The sequence below is a fragment of the Cedecea selenatireducens genome (assembly GCF_042138895.1).
GTDB lineage: Bacteria > Pseudomonadota > Gammaproteobacteria > Enterobacterales > Enterobacteriaceae > Cedecea > Cedecea selenatireducens.
On the sequence record NZ_JBHIKW010000004.1, the window covers coordinates 220,422 to 237,923 of the forward strand.

Annotated in this window: 13 protein-coding genes; 1 reads left to right on the forward strand and 12 read right to left on the reverse strand. The window is 58.2% G+C overall.

Translation table 11 applies throughout. The features are described 5' to 3' along the window. The first annotated feature begins 87 nt into the window (after positions 1–87). Positions 88–1,302, forward strand: a complete 1,215-nt coding sequence (locus ACE38U_RS08845; protein WP_052048936.1) for an MFS transporter — start codon at positions 88–90, stop codon at positions 1,300–1,302. Between the two features lie 15 nt (positions 1,303–1,317). Here ACE38U_RS08845 and ACE38U_RS08850 read toward each other — a convergent pair whose 3' ends face one another. From ACE38U_RS08850 to ACE38U_RS08905, 12 genes are all read right to left on the reverse strand, one after another. Beyond that, positions 1,318–2,496, reverse strand: a complete 1,179-nt coding sequence (locus ACE38U_RS08850; RefSeq protein WP_176981446.1) for a GNAT family N-acetyltransferase — start codon at positions 2,494–2,496, stop codon at positions 1,318–1,320. A 94-nt stretch (positions 2,497–2,590) separates the two neighbouring features. Further along, on the reverse strand, positions 2,591–3,289 hold the full coding sequence (gene urtE, locus ACE38U_RS08855) for an urea ABC transporter ATP-binding subunit UrtE (protein WP_375529542.1): 699 nt from the start codon (positions 3,287–3,289) through the stop codon (positions 2,591–2,593). Positions 3,290–3,298: 9 nt separating this feature from the next. Continuing rightward, positions 3,299–4,096 carry an urea ABC transporter ATP-binding protein UrtD gene (gene urtD / locus ACE38U_RS08860; protein ID WP_375529648.1) on the reverse strand — a complete coding sequence of 266 codons (798 nt, stop codon included), beginning with the start codon at positions 4,094–4,096 and terminating at the stop codon, positions 3,299–3,301. Then, on the reverse strand, positions 4,096–5,169 hold the full coding sequence (gene urtC, locus ACE38U_RS08865) for an urea ABC transporter permease subunit UrtC (protein WP_176981445.1): 1,074 nt from the start codon (positions 5,167–5,169) through the stop codon (positions 4,096–4,098). Before urtC ends, urtD begins: the two co-directional genes overlap by 1 nt. Further along, positions 5,169–6,740, reverse strand: coding sequence for an urea ABC transporter permease subunit UrtB (gene urtB / locus ACE38U_RS08870; RefSeq protein WP_176981444.1), 1,572 nt, complete (start codon positions 6,738–6,740; stop codon positions 5,169–5,171). The genes urtC and urtB overlap by 1 nt, the downstream gene beginning before the upstream one ends. A gap of 175 nt (positions 6,741–6,915) precedes the next feature. Then, entirely contained in the window at positions 6,916–8,187 is a 1,272-nt protein-coding gene (urtA, locus tag ACE38U_RS08875) for an urea ABC transporter substrate-binding protein (protein ID WP_176981443.1), read from the reverse strand. Between the two features lie 32 nt (positions 8,188–8,219). Continuing rightward, the gene (locus tag ACE38U_RS08880; protein ID WP_375529543.1) at positions 8,220–8,900 is read right to left on the reverse strand and encodes a GntR family transcriptional regulator; all 681 of its coding nucleotides are present in this window, start codon (positions 8,898–8,900) and stop codon (positions 8,220–8,222) included. Between the two features lie 4 nt (positions 8,901–8,904). Next, entirely contained in the window at positions 8,905–12,525 is a 3,621-nt protein-coding gene (gene uca, locus ACE38U_RS08885; protein WP_375529544.1) for an urea carboxylase, read from the reverse strand. A gap of 10 nt (positions 12,526–12,535) precedes the next feature. Next, on the reverse strand, positions 12,536–14,332 hold the full coding sequence (gene atzF, locus ACE38U_RS08890; RefSeq protein WP_375529545.1) for an allophanate hydrolase: 1,797 nt from the start codon (positions 14,330–14,332) through the stop codon (positions 12,536–12,538). 213 nt (positions 14,333–14,545) lie between these two features. After that, positions 14,546–15,418, reverse strand: a complete 873-nt coding sequence (locus ACE38U_RS08895; RefSeq protein WP_375529546.1) for an NAD(P)-dependent oxidoreductase — start codon at positions 15,416–15,418, stop codon at positions 14,546–14,548. Positions 15,419–15,430: 12 nt separating this feature from the next. Beyond that, positions 15,431–15,664 (reverse strand): DUF2526 family protein, encoded by a 234-nt coding sequence (locus tag ACE38U_RS08900; protein WP_375529547.1) that lies wholly within the window; start codon positions 15,662–15,664, stop codon positions 15,431–15,433. 118 nt (positions 15,665–15,782) lie between these two features. Then, positions 15,783–17,381, reverse strand: a complete 1,599-nt coding sequence (locus ACE38U_RS08905; protein ID WP_375529548.1) for an ABC transporter substrate-binding protein — start codon at positions 17,379–17,381, stop codon at positions 15,783–15,785. Positions 17,382–17,502: the final 121 nt, after the last annotated feature.

A 17,502-nucleotide genomic window follows, 5' to 3' on the forward strand; every position in this document is an offset into this window, starting at 1 on the left:
CTTCGCCAAAACTGGTCGCTATACCAGGCTGATTTTTCGTGATAAATCTTTCACCCTCTTATCTCATCACAATTAAAACATGCCGCCATGACCGCCCTCAGTAAACTGTTCTCAGGCAAACAACTTGCAACAACTGTGTTACTTATTTCTTCGCTGCTGCTGACCATTGGCCGGGGACTTACGCTGCCGTTTATGACCATCTATCTGTCGCGCGAGTACCATATGGCGCTGAAGGATATTGGCCTGGCGATTACCGTCGCGCTGGTCGCCGGGGTGATATTCAGCCTTTGGTTTGGCATCCTTGCAGACAAATTCGATAAGAAAAAAGCCATGCTGTTGGCTATCGTCATCTTCCTCGGCGGCTTTGCGGTCATCCCGCTGGTGCATAACGCGGGACTGGTGGTGCTGTTTTACTCGATCATCAACTGCTCTTACACGGTGTTTTCCGTGGTGGTTAAGGCATGGTTCTCCGACACGCTGGACGTTAGCCTGAAACCCAAAATATTCTCCCTCAACTATACCTTCGTTAACGTCGGCTGGACGGTCGGCCCGCCGATAGGCACCTTTGTGGTGATGTACAGCACCAACCTGCCGTTCTGGCTCTCCGCCATGACCGCCCTGCTGCCAATTCTGATGATTGGGCGCTATGTAAAAAGCCAGCCGGTCAGCGCCAGCAGCGTCACTGATACTGAAGATAAGGTGCTGCCGTCGCCGCGCATGATGCTGCGCGATAAACAACTTATGTGGTTCACCACTTCGGCTTTTTTAGGCTCGATGGTTTACGGCGCCTTCGCCGGCTGCCTGTCGCAGTACGCAATTGTTATCGGTGATACCGGGCTGGCTGAAAAAGTCGTCAGCGTCGTGCTGTCGGTAAACGCCATTGTTGTCGTCGCTTTCCAGTACTTCCTGGGGAAAAACATTCGCCCCGATAACATCAAAAAGATGATGTTCTTCGGTACGATCTTTTTCGTCTTCGGCCTTGGCGGCTTTATGATTTCAGGCACGAACCTGTGGCTGTGGGGGCTGTCTTCGCTGGTGTTTACCCTTGGCGAGCTTATCTATGCGCCGGGGGAATATATGCTTATCGACAATATCGCGCCGCCGGGGCTGAAATCCAGCTACTTTGCCGCGCAGCAGCTTGGCTGGCTCGGCGGGGCCTGTAACCCACTGGTCACCGGCCTGCTGCTGAGCTGGCTGCCGTCTTACATGCTGTTTGTGGTGCTGATGGGCACGATTTTACTGGCTTACTACGCCATCGTGATTGGCATGAATACGCCGCCCCGCCAGCCTCTCACGGCCTGACGAGGCATCATTCAACTAAACGGCTTTTTCGTATTTGATAAAGCCGGACTTCTGCGCCACTTTGTCGTACAGGGTTTGCGCCGTGGCGTTGGTTTCATGGGTATGCCAGTAAAGGCGCGAGCTGTTGTTGGCCTCTGCGTGCTGGCGTACCGCTTCAATCAGCGCCCGGCCAACGCCTTTGCCTCTTGCCTGCGGGGCCGCAAACAGATCCTCGAGATAGCAGTACTGGGTTGCTGACCAGGTGCTGCGGTGATAGAGGAAGTGGGTGAATCCCAGCATGTTCCCCTGCTCGTCGAAGGCGCCCAGGCCCCCTACCGGCTCTTGCTCATTCAGCATGCGCTGCCAGGTTAAATCCGTGACGTTGTCACTTATTTGTGCGTCGTAGAAGGTCAGGTAGCCCTGCCAGAGTGCTTGCCACGCTTCGCGGTCGTCCGCCGTTAACGGGCGCACGTCTACCCGACGAGCGGGTTCGCTTTTCTGGCGGCTAAGTGCATCGCGAATAGCCGCCAGCCCTGTACGCTGCACGCCGTTGGTCATATTTTCCGGGGACAGCCAGCTCTCAAAAGCGAGCTTCACCAGCGGCCATTCACCATCGGTGATGGAGAACCAGGCCGTATCGCGAGTGCGCCCTTTGTAAATCCCCATCTGGCGGAATACGCCCTCAAAGCGGAAACCAAACCGCAGCGCCGCGCGACGGGAAGGTCCGTTCAGGCTATCGCACTTCCACTCGTAGCGGCGGTAACCCAACACTTCAAAGGCATACTTCATCAGTAAGAAATGCGCTTCCGTAGCCTGAACGGTACGCTGTAGCAGCGGGGAGAACACCACAAACCCGACTTCAATACTGCCGTTCGCCGGGTCAATACGCATCAGCGACAGCGTGCCAAGCGCTTTGCCGCTGGCGTTATCCACGACGGCAAAATGGAAAGGATCTGCACTTTGCCCGGCGCCGGTGATGTAGCTGATAAAATCGGCCTCGTTATCAAACGGCCCAACGCTCAGGTAAGTCCAGCCACGCGAATCTTCGGCCTGGCTCCAGGCCTGCCAAAGCTGTGCCCCATGCCGCTCCACGCTCAACGGTTCGAGGCGGCAAAACTGCCCGTTTAAGGTGACGCGTTCCGGCAGCGGGCGTCGCTGCCAGTCAGGGAGAGATAAGCCAATCGGCTGCTGGAAACTGTTGACGGTAAAAGACATGCTAACCTCTGGAATTCGATAGTGAATATCAAAAACTATAGGCGCGTAGAGGTTCAGCCGAAAGGGCCACAATCATTAAATTTTGGCAGACCACTTATATCGCCACCAGTCCCCGGACGCCGTCCTGTTCCATCGCGCTGCCGTCGCCACGCTGGACTATCTCCCCCCGCGACATCACCAGGTACTGGTCGGCAAGCTCTGCGGCAAAATCATAAAACTGTTCCACCAGCAGAATAGCCATATCGCCCCGCCCGGCGAGATGCCGAATCACCTGGCCAATCTCTTTAATGATCGACGGCTGTATCCCTTCCGTGGGCTCATCCAGAATCAGCAACTGCGGCCTACAGGCCAGCGCCCGGCCAATCGCCAGCTGCTGTTGCTGCCCGCCGGAGAGATCGCCCCCGCGCCTGAGCCTCATCTCTTTCAACACCGGAAATAGCTGGTAAATCTCGTCCGGCACGGCCTTTGCTTCGCCCCCGGAAAAGCGCGACAGCCCCATCAGCAGGTTTTCTTCCACCGTCAGCCGGGGAAAGATATCTCTCCCCTGAGGAACGTAGGCGATGCCCGCCTGAACGCGCTGGTGCGGCCTGCGCTGGGTTATTGTCTGCCCCTGCCAGCTGATGCTGCCGCCCTTCACAGGCACAAGCCCCATCAGGCATTTCAGCAGCGTGGTTTTCCCCACGCCGTTACGCCCGAGCAGGCAGGTCACTTCCCCCACGCACACCTCAAAGCTGACGCCGCGCAAAATATGGCTGCCGCCGTAATACTGGTTAAGCTCATTCACCTGCAGCATGTTTGCTCCTTAGCGCCCAAGATAGACCTCGATAACCTGCTCATTCGCCTGCACCTCACGCAGAGATCCTTCCGCCAGCACCTGGCCCTGATGCAGCACGGTGACGTGGTCAGCGATAGTTTCGACAAAGCCCATATCGTGCTCAACCACCATCAGCGAGTGCTTGCCCGCCAGGCTGCGGAACAGCTCCGCCGTGTACTCTGTTTCGGCATCCGTCATGCCCGCTGCAGGCTCGTCCAGCAGCAGCAAATGCGGCTCCTGTACCAGCAGCATGCCGATTTCCAGAAACTGTTTTTGCCCGTGAGAAAGCAGCCCCGCCCCGCGATGGCGTTCTCCCGTCAGCCGGAGCGTGATTAACATTTCGTCGATACGATCGCGCTGTTCGCCGCTGAGCTTTGCCCGCAGGCTTGCCCACACGGATTTATCGTTTTTCTGCGCAATTTCCAGATTTTCAAAGACCGTGAGCGCCTCAAAGACCGTTGGCTTTTGAAACTTACGGCCAATTCCTCGTTGGGCGATTTCGATAGGCTCCAGCCGCATCAGGTCGATGGACTGATCGTAAAAAGCCTTGCCGCTTTGGGGTTTGGTTTTGCCGGTGATCACATCCATCAGCGTAGTTTTTCCCGCGCCGTTAGGGCCAATCACGCAGCGCAGCTCGCCCACGCCGATGTTCAGCGACAAATTGGTCAGCGCCTGGAAGCCGTCAAAGTTAACGTTGATATTTTCCAGCGCCAGCACCGGGTCGGTTTGCTCGCGAAAGCGGTCCGTAGGATGCTGGCGGGTAAACAGGGATTCGGCGGGCTGCATCATTTCTCTCCTTTGCGCAGCAGGCCAATGACCCCGCGCGGTAAAAATAGCGTCACCAGAATAAATATCACGCCGAGAAACAGCTGCCAGTACTCCGGCACCGCCATGGTGAAGTAGCTTTTAGCCCCGTTCACCAGCCCTGCGCCCAATACCGGGCCAATTAGCGTGCCGCGCCCGCCCAGCGCCACCCAGATGGCGGCCTCAATCGAGTTGGTCGGTGACATCTCACCGGGGTTAATAATGCCGACCTGCGGGACATACAGCGCCCCGGCCAGCCCGCAAAGCACGGCGGAAAGCGTCCACACCAGCAGCTTGAAGCCTTTCGGATCGTAGCCGCAGTAGGTCAGCCGGTTTTCCGCATCACGCACCGCCGTCAGAATGCGGCCAAACTTGCTGCGTGCCAGCCAAAAGCCTAGCCCGACGCTTGCCACCAACAGCAAAACGGTGGCGATAAACAGCCCGATTCGCGTGCCGGTTGCCGTCACCGGCATCCCCAACAGCGTGGTAAACCCGGTAAAGCCGTTATTGCCGCCAAAGCCGGTTTCATTGCGGAAAAACAGCAGCATCCCCGCGTATGTCAGCGCCTGGGTCATGATCGAGAAGTAAACGCCCTTAATCTTTGAGCGAAAGGCGAAATAGCCGAAAACAAACGCCAGCAGCCCCGGAATCGCCATTGCCAGCAGCAGTGCCCAGGCGAAGTGCTGCGTCCCCCACCAGTACCACGGCAGCTCGCTCCACGAGAGAAACGACATAAAACCGGGCAGCCCGTCACCTGCGGCCTGGCGCATCAGGTACATCCCCATGGCGTAGCCGCCGAGGGCAAAAAACAGGCCGTGACAGAGGGAGAGTAACCCGGCATAGCCCCAGACTAAATCCAGCGCCACTGCCACGGTGGCATAGCAGAGGATCTTGCCGACAAGCGTCATAGTGTAGGTCGACAGGCTGAACGGATTGCTGCCGGGCAACAGCGTCAGGAACGGCAGCGTCAGCAGCAAAACCACCAGCAGCGTGCCCAAAACCAAAGTCAGGCGCGGCGCTTTACGTCCGAGCGTTAAAGTCAGCGGCATAGTCATCAGTCAATGACCCTCCCTTTGAGCGCGAACAGCCCCTGAGGACGTTTCTGAATAAACAGCACGATCAGCCCCAGAATAAGAATCTTACCCAGCACCGCGCCGATTTGCGGCTCGAGTATTTTGTTAAAGATGCCCAGCCCGAACGCCGCAGCCACGCTACCAGCAAGCTGCCCCACGCCGCCGAGCACCACCACCAGGAAGGAGTCGATGATGTAGCCCTGCCCAAGCTCCGGGCCAACGTTACCCAGTTGAGAAAGCGCCACGCCGCCCAAACCTGCAATGCCTGACCCAAGCCCGAATGCGAGCATATCCACACGCCCGGTGGACACGCCGCAGCACGCCGCCATCGCGCGGTTTTGCGTTACGGCGCGCACGTTCATCCCCAGCCGCGTTTTGTTCAGCAACAGCCAGGTAAACAGCAGCACCAGCAGCACAAAGCCCAGCACCACCAGGCGATTCCACGGCAGGATCAGGTTCGGTAGCACCTGCAGGCCGCCCGACAGCCAGGCCGGATTAGCCACTTCCACGTTCTGAGCGCCAAACAGCATGCGCACGATCTGGATCAGCATCAGGCTGATGCCCCATGTCGCCAGCAGCGTTTCCAGCGGGCGACCGTACAAATGACGAATAATCGTGCGCTCAAGCGCCATGCCGATCCCGGCGGTGACGGCAAAAGCCACCGGCAGCGCGACCAGCGGATAAAACGCCAGCCACGCCGGAGCAAACTGCTGGAACCCGGCCTGAACAAGCCAGGCAGAGTACGCGCCAAGCATCAGCATTTCGCCGTGAGCCATGTTGATCACGCCCAGCAGGCCGTAGGTAATTGCCAGGCCGAGCGCGGCCAGCAGCAGAATCGAGCCAAGGGAAAGCCCCATAAACGCCTGACCAAGGATTTCACCCAGCCTCTGGCGATGCTCAATTTTACGCAGACCCTCTGTGGCGGCCTGGCGCACCTCCGCATTCGGCTCCGCGCTTGCGTCGGTTAATGGTTTGAGCAAAGCCTCAGTTTCCGGGTCGCTGGACTGGCTCAGAAGCTTTACCGCATCCAGACGCACTTCTGCCTGCGGACTTGCCAGCTCCAGACGGGCAATCGCCAGCCCAAGCGCTTCCCGCACGCTTTGCTCTTTTTCTGCGTTTATACGCTGCTGAAGAATCGGGAGTAATTCCGGCGGAGCCTCTTTCTGCAAGGCTTTAGCCGCATTTAAACGCATAGAGACGTTGTCACTTATCAATTGATGGCTCGCCAGCGCCCCGGCGACCAGCACACGAAGCCTGTTGGTCAGCCGCAGCTTTTTTGTCTCGCCCTGCGGTTGGGCCTCATCCCCTAATGGAGTCAGGCCTGCGTCGGTCTGGTTAAAGGCCGAGTGCCCGTCGGTGACCAGCGTTTCCTGCTTAAGCGCGTTGAGCAGCGGCAAGCGAGCGGGATCGGGCGATAGCGTCCAGTTCTGGAGCAGCTCCGCCTGAGCCGTACGATTCGCGGTCGAAAACGTCTCCGCGTCACCGGCGGCGGCAAGCCCCGGCAATAAAGCGGCCACAACCAGCAGCAGCCGGGCCAGTGTTGCTAACGTCATGGCGTTCTCCTGTTTGATTTCACCCTGTTGCCCCTCACCCTAACCCTCTCCCCAGAGGGGCGAGGGAATAAAGAATTTAACCCTCTCCCTTCCAAAAAGAGGGCATTCCCGCTTTTCTCCCTCTCCCTTCCAGGGAGAGGGCCGGGGTGAGGGTAAAATCAGCTAAGGGTATAAATCAGTTGCCGGCGGTCTTTACCGGCAGCTCTGATTTCTTATCGTTCCCCGGAATAAACGGACTCCACGGCTGGGCGCGCACAGGTTTGTCGGTCTGCCACACCACGTTGAACTGGCCGTTACTTTCGATCTCGCCGATCATCACCGGCTTGTGCAGATGGTGGTTGGTGGCATCCATCGTCAGGGTAAAGCCAGACGGCGCTTTAAAGGTCTGCCCGGCCATCGCCGCGCGGACTTTATCCACGTCCGTCGTGCCCGCTTTCTCAACGGCCTGCGCCCACATATGAATGCCAACGTAGGTCGCTTCCATCGGGTCATTGGTCACGACGGTATTGGCGTTCGGCAGATTGTGGGCTTTGGCATAGGCCTTCCACTCGTTAACAAATTGCTTGTTGGTCGGGTTATCGACGGACTCGAAGTAGTTCCAGGCCGCGAGGTTGCCCACCAGCGGTTTAGTGTCGATGCCGCGCAGCTCTTCTTCACCCACGGAGAAGGCCACCACCGGCACGTCGGTCGCCTTCAGCCCCTGGTTCGCCAGCTCTTTGTAGAACGGCACGTTAGAGTCACCGTTAATGGTGGAGATCACCGCCGTTTTACCGCCAGCGGAGAATTTTTTGATATTGGCCACGATCGTCTGGTAGTCGCTGTGGCCAAACGGCGTGTAGACCTCTTCAATGTCTTTATCCTGAACGCCCTTAGAGTGCAGGAAGGCGCGCAGGATCTTATTGGTAGTACGCGGATAAACGTAGTCCGTCCCCAACAGGAAGAAGCGCTTCGCCGCCCCGCCGTCTTCGCTCATCAGGTATTCCACCGCCGGAATCGCCTGCTGGTTAGGTGCCGCCCCGGTATAAAATACGTTCGGCGACATCTCTTCCCCTTCGTACTGCACCGGATAGAACAGCAGGCCGTTCAGCTCTTCAAACACCGGCAGCACGGATTTACGCGACACGGACGTCCAGCAGCCGAACACCACGGCCACCTTATCCTGGCTCAGCAATTGGCGAGCTTTTTCGGCAAACAGCGGCCAGTTTGACGCCGGGTCAACCACCACCGGCTCCAGCTTTTTGCCGAGTACGCCGCCCTTCGCGTTAATGTCGTCGATGGTCATCAACGCCACGTCTTTAAGCGGCGTCTCTGAAATGGCCATGGTGCCCGACAGCGAGTGCATGATCCCAACTTTGATGGTATCTGCCGCCTGGGCGGCAAACGCCAGCCCGAAGCTGACAACCGAAGCGGAAAGCGCGAAAGCTTTAACAAAGGTACGACGTTGCATAAGTCTGACTCCCCTGAAGAAACGATAAATGGTTAACTCAGCTTGAGTTGCCGAGCCTGGTGCAGCATATGAAGCGTTATCTGACGAACCTCTTTCTGACTTGCGGCGATGTGGTCATATAATCGGGTCTGTGCCTCCTCAAGGTTGCGGTCCCACACGGCGAGCAGGATTTGCCCATGTTCGGCGTACGTCGCACTGACGCGAGGCTGACGGGTAAAGTCCAGCCTGCGCACAATACGGATTTTCTCGGTGATATCCCGGTGAACCCTGGCCATTTCAGGGTTGCCCGCCGCAGACACCAGCGTCATGTGAAAAGCCTCGTCATACGGCGCGACGTTGATGCCCTCGTCGAGCGGCGGTTCCTCCAGCCAGAACTGCTTCAACGCCTGCAGCGGCAGCGGGCATACGGAATCAGCCCGCTGGCAAAGCCGTTTCACCGCCTCCAGCTCCAGCACGATGCGCAGATCGTAAAGCGATTCGAGATGATCGAAGTCCACCGCCCGGATCTGCCAGCCGCTGCGGGGCTGCACGTCGACATAACCTTCCTGCTGCAGGGCATAAAGCGCCTGGCGAACCGGCGTGCGGCTGGCGCTCATGCGGTCGGCAATTTCGTTTTCGCTAAAGCGGTCGCCCGGCAGCAGGAGAAAGTCGAAGATTTCCTGCTTTAGCTGCTGGTAGATACGTTCGGCTACGGCTTCTGGTCGCTTTGGCATAGGCCTACACCGCCTCCAGCCACAGCAGCGCATCCCCCGGCCCCACCGGTCTGCCCTGCTGGCACTGAATGCGCACGACTTTGCCGTCGCACGGCGCGCTGACTAATAGCTCCATCTTCATCGCCTCCACGACGATCAGCGGTTCGCCCTGCTTTACGCTCTGGCCCGGCTCAACGAGTATTTTCCAGATATTGCCGTTCAGATCGGCGCTGACGAGCTGGCCGGCCTGTTCTTCCTCCGGCATAACCGTCGCCATCAGCGCGCTCTCCACCGCCGCGCTTTCCTGTTCCTTCCAGTGCGCCACTTCGCTCAGGAAGGCCTCCTGCTGGCGGCTACGGAAAGCGGTAATATCGTCGGCATTGTCCGCAAGGAAGCGGCTATATTCGGCAAAATCGAACTCAACCTCTTCGATCTCCACCTGTGCACGCCCTTCACGAAATGCCGTGCGGAACGTGGTCAGCTCTTCTTCACTCACCGGGTAGAAACGCACCTGGTCGAAGAACTTGAGCAGCCATGGCTCGTCGCCAAACTGTTCGTTTTTGAGGAATTTGTTCCAGATAGGCAGCGTGCGCCCCACCAGCTGATAACCTCCTGGAGAGTCCATGCCGTAGATGCACATATACATGCCGCCGATGCCCACCGTGCCTTCTGCGGTCCAGGTACGGGCCGGGTTGTACTTCGAACTCAACAGGCGGTGACGCGGGTCAAGCGGCACGGCACAAGGCGCGCCGAGATAGACATCGCCCAGCCCTAGCACCAGGTAGCTGGCATCAAACAGGATCTGCTTCACCTCGTCACGGCTTTGCAGCCCGTTGGTGCGCTGAATAAAGTCCACGTTGTTCGGCAGCCACGGGGCGTCTTCCCGCACCGTTTGCTGGTAGCGCTCCACCGCCGCCAGCGTGGCGCTGTCTTCAAAAGCCAGCGGCAGATGCACAATGCGCGAAGGAATTTTCAGGCGAGTCACATCGCCAAGCTGTTTCTCAATGCTCAGCAGCAGCGTCAGCAGCTGGTTTTGGGAGATACGCTGGCTGTCATAACGGATCTGCAGCGAGCGAACGCCGGGAGAAAGCTCCTCAACACCCGTTTGCGCCGCCTGGTTAATCGCCTTCATCAGCAAATAAATACGCAGGCGCAGCGCCAGGTCGAGCACGTTATCGCCGTATTCGATCAACACATAGTTGTCGCCCGCCTGACGGTAAACCACCGCCGGCAGGGCTCCCTGAGCAGGGATTTCCGCCAGGATCGCCGCGCTGGTCGTCGCGCCTGGCGCAATAGAAGGATGCAGGTCCGGCAGGCTTGCCCCGGCACACAGGTTGGTCACCGCCACCTGCTGGGCGATTTCCAGAGACTGCGCGTGTTCAAAGCTAATGGCGTGAAAACGAATCCGGTCACCCGGCTTCACCTGCCCGACTTTCCACAATTCCGCTTTGGCAATAGTCACCGGGCAGACAAACCCGCCGAGGCTTGGGCCGTCACGCGTCAGGATCACCGGGAAGTCGCCGGTAAAGTTCACCGCGCCGATGGCGTATTCACAGTCGTGCACGTTGGAAGGATGCAGCCCGGCCTCACCGCCGTCGGCTCTGGTCCACTCCGGCTTGGGCCCGACAAGGCGCACCCCGAGGCGGTTAGAGTTGTAGTGAACCTGCCATTCGGCGTTGAAAAAGGTTTCCATCGACTCAGGCGTAAAGAAGTCCGGCGCGCCGTGCGGCCCGTAGAGCACGCCAATCTCCCATATCTCGCCATACTGCGGGATCAGCGCGGGTTCCGGCGCCTGCGGCAGGCTAATCGGCGCAGGCGTAGTGCAGGCTGGCAGGCAAGGCTGAGAGATGGCCAGCACGTCCGCGACGCGCAATGTGCGCCCCGCATGTCCGCCAAACTGGCCGAGCGCAAAGGTAGAGCGACTGCCGAGATACACCGGCACGTCAAAACCGTTGCGTACCGCCAGATAGGTGCGGCAGCCGCTGCTGGCTCTGCCCAGGGTGAGGATCTGCCCCGCTTTCACCACCGTTGGCTGCCAGAAGGTCACCGGCTGGTCATCAAGCCGTGCCGGGCAAGGTGCGCCGGTCAGCGCGATGGTGGCTTCGCTGTGGAAGCGCAGCGTCGGCCCCTGCAGGGTAAACTCCAGCCCGGCGGCGGAAGGATGGTTACCGACGATGCGGTTCGCCAGACGGAAGGCAAAATCATCCATCGGCCCCGACGGCGGCACGCCGATATCCCAATATCCGAGGCGGCCAGGGCTGTCCTGAATGCTGCTCCAGGTGCCAGGCTCCAGCACTTCCACGGCCTGCGCCTGATAGCTCACGCTATCGAGCAGGCGCGTCCACATCACCCCGGCCTTAAACTCCGGCAGACGAACTATCTGCCGCAGATAATCCAGATTGGTGGCGATCCCGTGCAGCCTGGTCGCCGCCAGCGCGTCGTTCAGTATACTTAACGCCTGCAGGCGGTCTGCACCGTAAACAATGATCTTGGCGATCATCGGATCGTAGAAAGCGCTAACTTCGCTACCGGTGCTGACCCAGCCGTCAACCCGTACGCCCTCTGGAAAATAAACGTCGGTCAATACGCCCGGCGAAGGCTGGAAGTTTTTCAGCGCGTCTTCGGCGTAAATGCGGACTTCGATAGCCGCGCCCTCCGGCGCTTCGGCCATTTTTTGCCAGTCCGGGGAAGCCTCTGCCGCCGCCAGCACCATGCATTCGATCAGATCCAGGCCGGTTACGCACTCGGTCACCGGGTGCTCAACCTGCAGCCGCGTGTTGACTTCCAGGAAGTAGAAAGCATCGCGTGCCGCGTCATAAATAAACTCTACGGTTCCCGCGCTGCGGTAGTTAACGGATTCACCCAGCGCCACCGCCGCACGATGCAGCGCCTCACGCGTTGCCTGTGGAAGATTGGGCGCGGGCGTTTCCTCGACCACTTTCTGGTTACGACGCTGCAGCGAGCAGTCACGTTCTCCGAGGGCCACAACCTTGCCCTTCCCGTCGCCAAAGATTTGCACTTCCAGGTGGCGAGCTTTGTCGACAAAACGCTCGATAAACACGCCATCGTCGCTAAAAAACTGCGCCCCCATGCGCTTGACGCTTTCCCAGGCTTCAAGCAATGCCGTTTCGCTGTCACAGCGGGTCAGGCCAATACCCCCCCCGCCCGCCGTGGTTTTTAGCATCACCGGATAACCAATTTCCGCCGCCGCCAGCTGCGCTTCTGCAAGCGATGTCAGCAGCCCGGTGCCCGGCGTCATCGGCACGTCCACGCCGGAGGCCAGCTCACGGGCGCGGTGCTTGAGGCCGAAATCGCTGATTTGCTGCGCCGTTGGTCCGATAAATACGATTCCGGCCGCTTCGCAGGCCTCGGCAAATTCGGCGCGTTCGGAAAGAAAACCGTAGCCGGGGAAAATTGCCTCCGCGCCGCTCTCTTTTGCCGCCGCCAGTATTTTTTCGATGTTGAGGTAAGTGTCGCTGGCTTTATCTCCACCAAGCGCCATCGCCATATCGGCGTCAATGACGTGCTGCGCGCTGGCGTCCGCGTCGGAATAAACGGCCACGCTGGTAATGCTCATTTTTTTCAGCGTGCGGATAGCACGACAGGCAATTTCACCGCGGTTGGCAATTAAGACTTTGCTAAACATATTCCTCTCCTTAAGCGCCCGGTTGACGAGCCAGCCAGGCTTTCCAGCCGCCCCATGGGGTAATGTCCGTGGCGCCTTCTGTCGCGCACGGTTCACAAATAAAGCCCTTCACGCTGCGCCCGTCCTGCAAGGCCAGCGTGCCGATCCCCAGCGGAGCGGGAATTTCAGCAACAAACTCACCGAAGCGTGCGAGCGGGATATCCCAAAGCTCAACGGCAATCGGCTGCCCTTCCGTGGCGCGAACCAGGCCAGGCTTCGGCGGCTGGGTATTGGCAAGGGCATACAGGCGATAGGTATCCGCCGTGTGGGTTTCTTCGATGAACACGGCATTGCGGCTGGTTAACTGATGATTGAGCGGCATACCGCGCAGATGAGCGCCCACCACCGCTACGCGCACGTAACCATCGGCAGGCGTGCAGGTCTGAGCGGCGGGCAGTTTCAGCGCTGTTGCTCCGGCGGGGAGATCAAGCTGAGCCTGCCATTGCGCACCAAAGTGGCTAAGCGCGGCATCATGCCAGGCAGGCGCGATAAGCGTGATTCCCGCTGGCAGGCCATCGGCACGGAAATCCGCCGGCAGCGCCAGCGCGCTCAGGTCAGCAAGGTTGGTAAAGTTGGTGTAGGTGCCAAACTGGGAGTTATAGCGGACGGGCTCGTCGCGCATTTCGGCCAGCGTATGGATCGTTGGCGACGTCGGCACCACAAGGGCGTCAAACAAGGCAAGCTGCTGGTTAATACGGCGAGCCAGTTCGGCGCGGGTATATTCGGCCTGCCACGCATCGCAGGCCGTGAAGCTCAGGCCGCTGGCGACGATGCCGCGCACGGTGGGGTCCATGGCATCAGGATGTTTTTCGAGGATCTCTTTCACCGCCACGGTACGTTCAGCCACCCACGCGCCGTTATAAAGTTGTTCTGCAAGACGGGTGAAATCACTGAAATCCACGGCGACCAGCTCTGCCCCCATCGTCATTAATCTTTCCAGCGCCCGCTGAAAAGCCTCCTCGCTGAGTTTGTCGCCAAAGAAGTTCAGTCGGTCTGGAATAGCAAAGCGCAGGCGCGGGCTAAAGCGAGCCGGGGCGGTATTAGGATTGCTACGGGAATAAGGATCGAGCGGATCGTACCCCCCGGCTACATTAGCGAGCAGGGCTGCATCCGCCGCCGAGTGGGCAAAAATCGAAACACAGTCGTTGAGGCGGCAGGCCGGGACGACACCAGCGGTAGAGAGCCAGCCTTTGGTGGGTTTTAAACCGACGATATTGTTGAACCCGGCGGGTACTCGCCCGGAGCCTGCGGTATCCGTGCCCAAAGAGAAACAAACCAGCCCACGCGCCACCACGGAAGCGGAGCCTGAACTCGAGCCGCCGCTGACGTAATCCGGGTTGAAGCTGTTAACCACCGCGCCATAGGGAGAGCGAGTGCCGACCAGGCCGGTCGCAAACTGGTCGAGATTAGTTTTGCCCACCACAATGGCCCCGGCGGCGCGAAGGCGCGCAATTACCGTGGCATCGTCAGTGGGATGATAAGTAAATACCGGGCAGGCTGCGCTGGTGGGCATCCCGGCCACATCAATATTGTCTTTAACCGCAAACGGCACGCCAAATAACGGGAAATCCGCCGGCGTTTTATCCTCGTCATTAACGGCCTGCAATAAAGAATTTATTTGCGCAGTTATTTGCTGTTCGCTGGCGATATATATCCAGGCATTATCCTGCCTTGAGATATTGGCCATTAATTGCTGATAAGCCCCCATGAGCAAATGAGGCTGTTGCTGGTAATCGGTAATCCACTGCGACAAAAGAGCGACTGGCATAAGCTGGCATCCCACCTGGTATACAAGATGGAATAGATAAAGCAATTACGATGCCACGTTTCTTACTTAATGATTAGCAAGGGATTTTAATTAATTAATAAGTTTTTATTATATTTAATGCACCGTGGCGGCGCGTTATTTTAGTGCGGGCGAATAATTAAGGGGATATATTTGGCGGCGAATCAGCCTTATTGCCACTCGCCGCCAATAAGGCTATTGCCCGCTACGGCGAGCGGACACCGTGGCTAAAGCAGCCCAGTCGAGCTGTTCATCGCCGTGGGCCAGTGCATCAAGATAGTTATCCCGTAGTACGCCAGTAAATCCCATCGGCACATTTTTACTTTCTGCCGCCTGCTGCGCCAGACGCACGTCCTTCAGCCCAAGCTTCATGGTAAAACCTGCCGGGCTATAGCGCGACTCGGCAATCATCGCCCCATAGTTTTTATAGGCCGGGGCGGCAAACAAGGTGCTGGTCAACATGCCGAGGAAATCCCCCGCTGTAACGTCATAAGCGCCGACCAGAGCAGATGATTCCCCCATCGCTTCAATGGCGCTGGCCAGCATAAAGTTAGCCGCCAGTTTCACCGCCGCTGCCTGCTCCGGCCTGTCGCCAAAGCGCCAGGTTTTCTGCCCCAGCACATCAAAGATCGGCTCTACGCTGTCCAACAGTTCCGTTGGCCCGGCGGTAAGAATGTTCAGGTTACCCGCAGCTGCCACGTCCACGCGCCCCAGAACGGGCGCAGCGATATAACGCTGCCCGCCAGCGTCGGCCTTTTCCGCCATTTCATTGGTAAAGGCAACGGAAACGGTGGCCATGTTGATCCAGATAGCGCCCTTCGGCAGCGCGGCAAGCGCGCCCTGCTCGATAATCACGCGGCGGCTGGTGTCGTCGTCGGCCAGCATAGTTATCAGCACTTCGCTGTCGGTAAACTCAGCCGGGGTGGCTACAACTGTCGCCCCTTTTGCTTTTAAAGCTTCCGCAGGTGCCTGAGAACGGTTCCACACGGCAACCTGATGCCCGGCTTTCAGCAGATTTTCTGCCATCGGCTGGCCCATTCCGCCCAGCCCGATAAATCCAATACGCATAATAACTCCCGGCTAGATAATGGTGCCGCTGCGCGTTAACTGCTCGCGGCGCTCTTCGGTTTCTTCTCTGTGGTGATTGCCCTTGTGGGCAATGGCGATGCGCAGCCGTTGCTGTTGGGCATAGCGGTCTTCCCGCGTCAGCTCTGCGTCGTCGCTAAGTTCAATCAACAGTTCGTTCATGTGGGTGATGACGTCTGCGGCAATGGCCGCGTCTACACGGCTGATAACGTCTGAAAGATGTTTCATGGTGTGTTCCTTATCATGTTTTTCCCCTCACCCTAACCCTCTCCCCAGAGGGGAGAGGGAATAAGAAGAGAAACCCTCTCCCTTCCAGGGAGAGGGCCGGGGTGAGGGTTGGTACTGGTTAATCCAGCTTCGCTTTGGAGAAATCACTCCCGGCGAGGCTAACGGTATAACCGCTCACGTTGCTGCGGGTCACGTAGAAGGTTTTACCGTTTGCCAGCGCGATCCACGGCGCCTGCTGATAGTAAATTTCCTGCGCCTGCACGTAGAGCTTCGCGCGGGCGGCCGGGTCGCTGGTTAGCTTCGCCTTCTGCACCAGGGCGTCGTAGTTTTTGTCACACCAGCGGGCAACGTTCGACCCACTGGCTACGCTGCCGCATCCCAGCAGGGTATCGGCAAAGTTATCCGGGTCGCCGTTATCGGACATCCAGCCGAACAGCGCCGAGGAGTGCTCCCCTTTACGCATCCCGGCCAGATACTCGCCCCATTCAAAGGTAACGATTTTGGCGTTCACGCCCACTTTCGCCCAGTCGCTCTGGATCATCTCCGCAATGCGGCGTGAGTTAGGATTATACGGACGCTGCACCGGCATGGACCAGAGATCGGTATCAAAGCCCTTCTCCAGCCCGGCCTGCTTCAGCAGCGCTTTGGCTTTTTCCGGATCGTAGCCGTAGTCTTTCAGATCCTTGTCATAGCCCAGCATGGTCGGCGGGATCGGTGATTTTGCTACCGAGCCGGAGCCCATAAAGATAGCGTTAACGATAGCTTTTTTGTCCACCGCGTAGTTTAGCGCCTGGCGAACCAGCGCGTTATCGAACGGCTTTTTGCTGGTGTTAAACGCCAGATAACCGACGTTCAGGCCGTCAATGCTGTGCAGCGTCAGGTCTTTATCCGCCTTGATGGCGTCGAACTGCACCGGGCTTGGGGCCGGAATAATCTGGCATTCATTCTTCTGCAGCTTCGCCAGGCGGGTTTGCACGTTCGGGGTGATAGAGAAGATCAGGTGTTTGGTCGGCACCTCGCCTTTCCAGTAGTCTGGGTTGGCGACGTAGCGAATCACGGAGTCAATTTTGTAGTCCTGCAGCGCGTAAGGCCCGGTGCCGATTGGGTTGTTGTCCACCCGCTCAGGCGTGCCGGCTTTCAGCATCGAGTCCGCATATTCCGCCGACAGAATAGAGGCAAAGTCCATGCCCCAGTCGGCCAGGAACGCCGCGTTCGGTTCGCTCAGGGTGAACTGGACGTGGTAATCATCCAGCTTTTTAACGTCCACAATGAGCTTGTCGAGGCCGACGTCATTGAAGTATTCGTAGTTCGCCTGCGACACCTTGTGATACGGGTTGTTGGCGTCTTTCTGGCGCATGACCGAGAACACCACGTCATCGGCATTAAAGTCACGCGTTGGCTTGAAGAACTTGTTGCTGTTGAACTTCACGCCCTGGCGCAGGGTAAAGGTATAAGTTTTACCGTCCGGGCTGATTTTCCATTCCGTCGCCAGCGACGGTACCGGCGTATTGTCGGCCGGGTTGAAATCAATCAGGCGGTTATAAAGCGTTTGCGAGCTGGCAACAAAGCTTGGGCCGGAGCTGGCAATCTGTGGGTTAAAGGATTCAGGAGAGGCTTCGGAGCAGTAAACCAGCGTGCTGTTTGCCGCCGCCATCGCGCTTCCTGCCGGGAGGAGCGCGCTCAGCAGCAGGCCGAGGAGTGTTTTCCCTGTAGACATATTGTTTGCCTTTTATTTGCTTGCCAAATGGTTGAGCTACTTATTATTACTCACAGTAATAACAGCACAGCCTGTAGCGACAAGCAAATGGCAAGCCTTCCCTTCTCTATACAATAGTGGC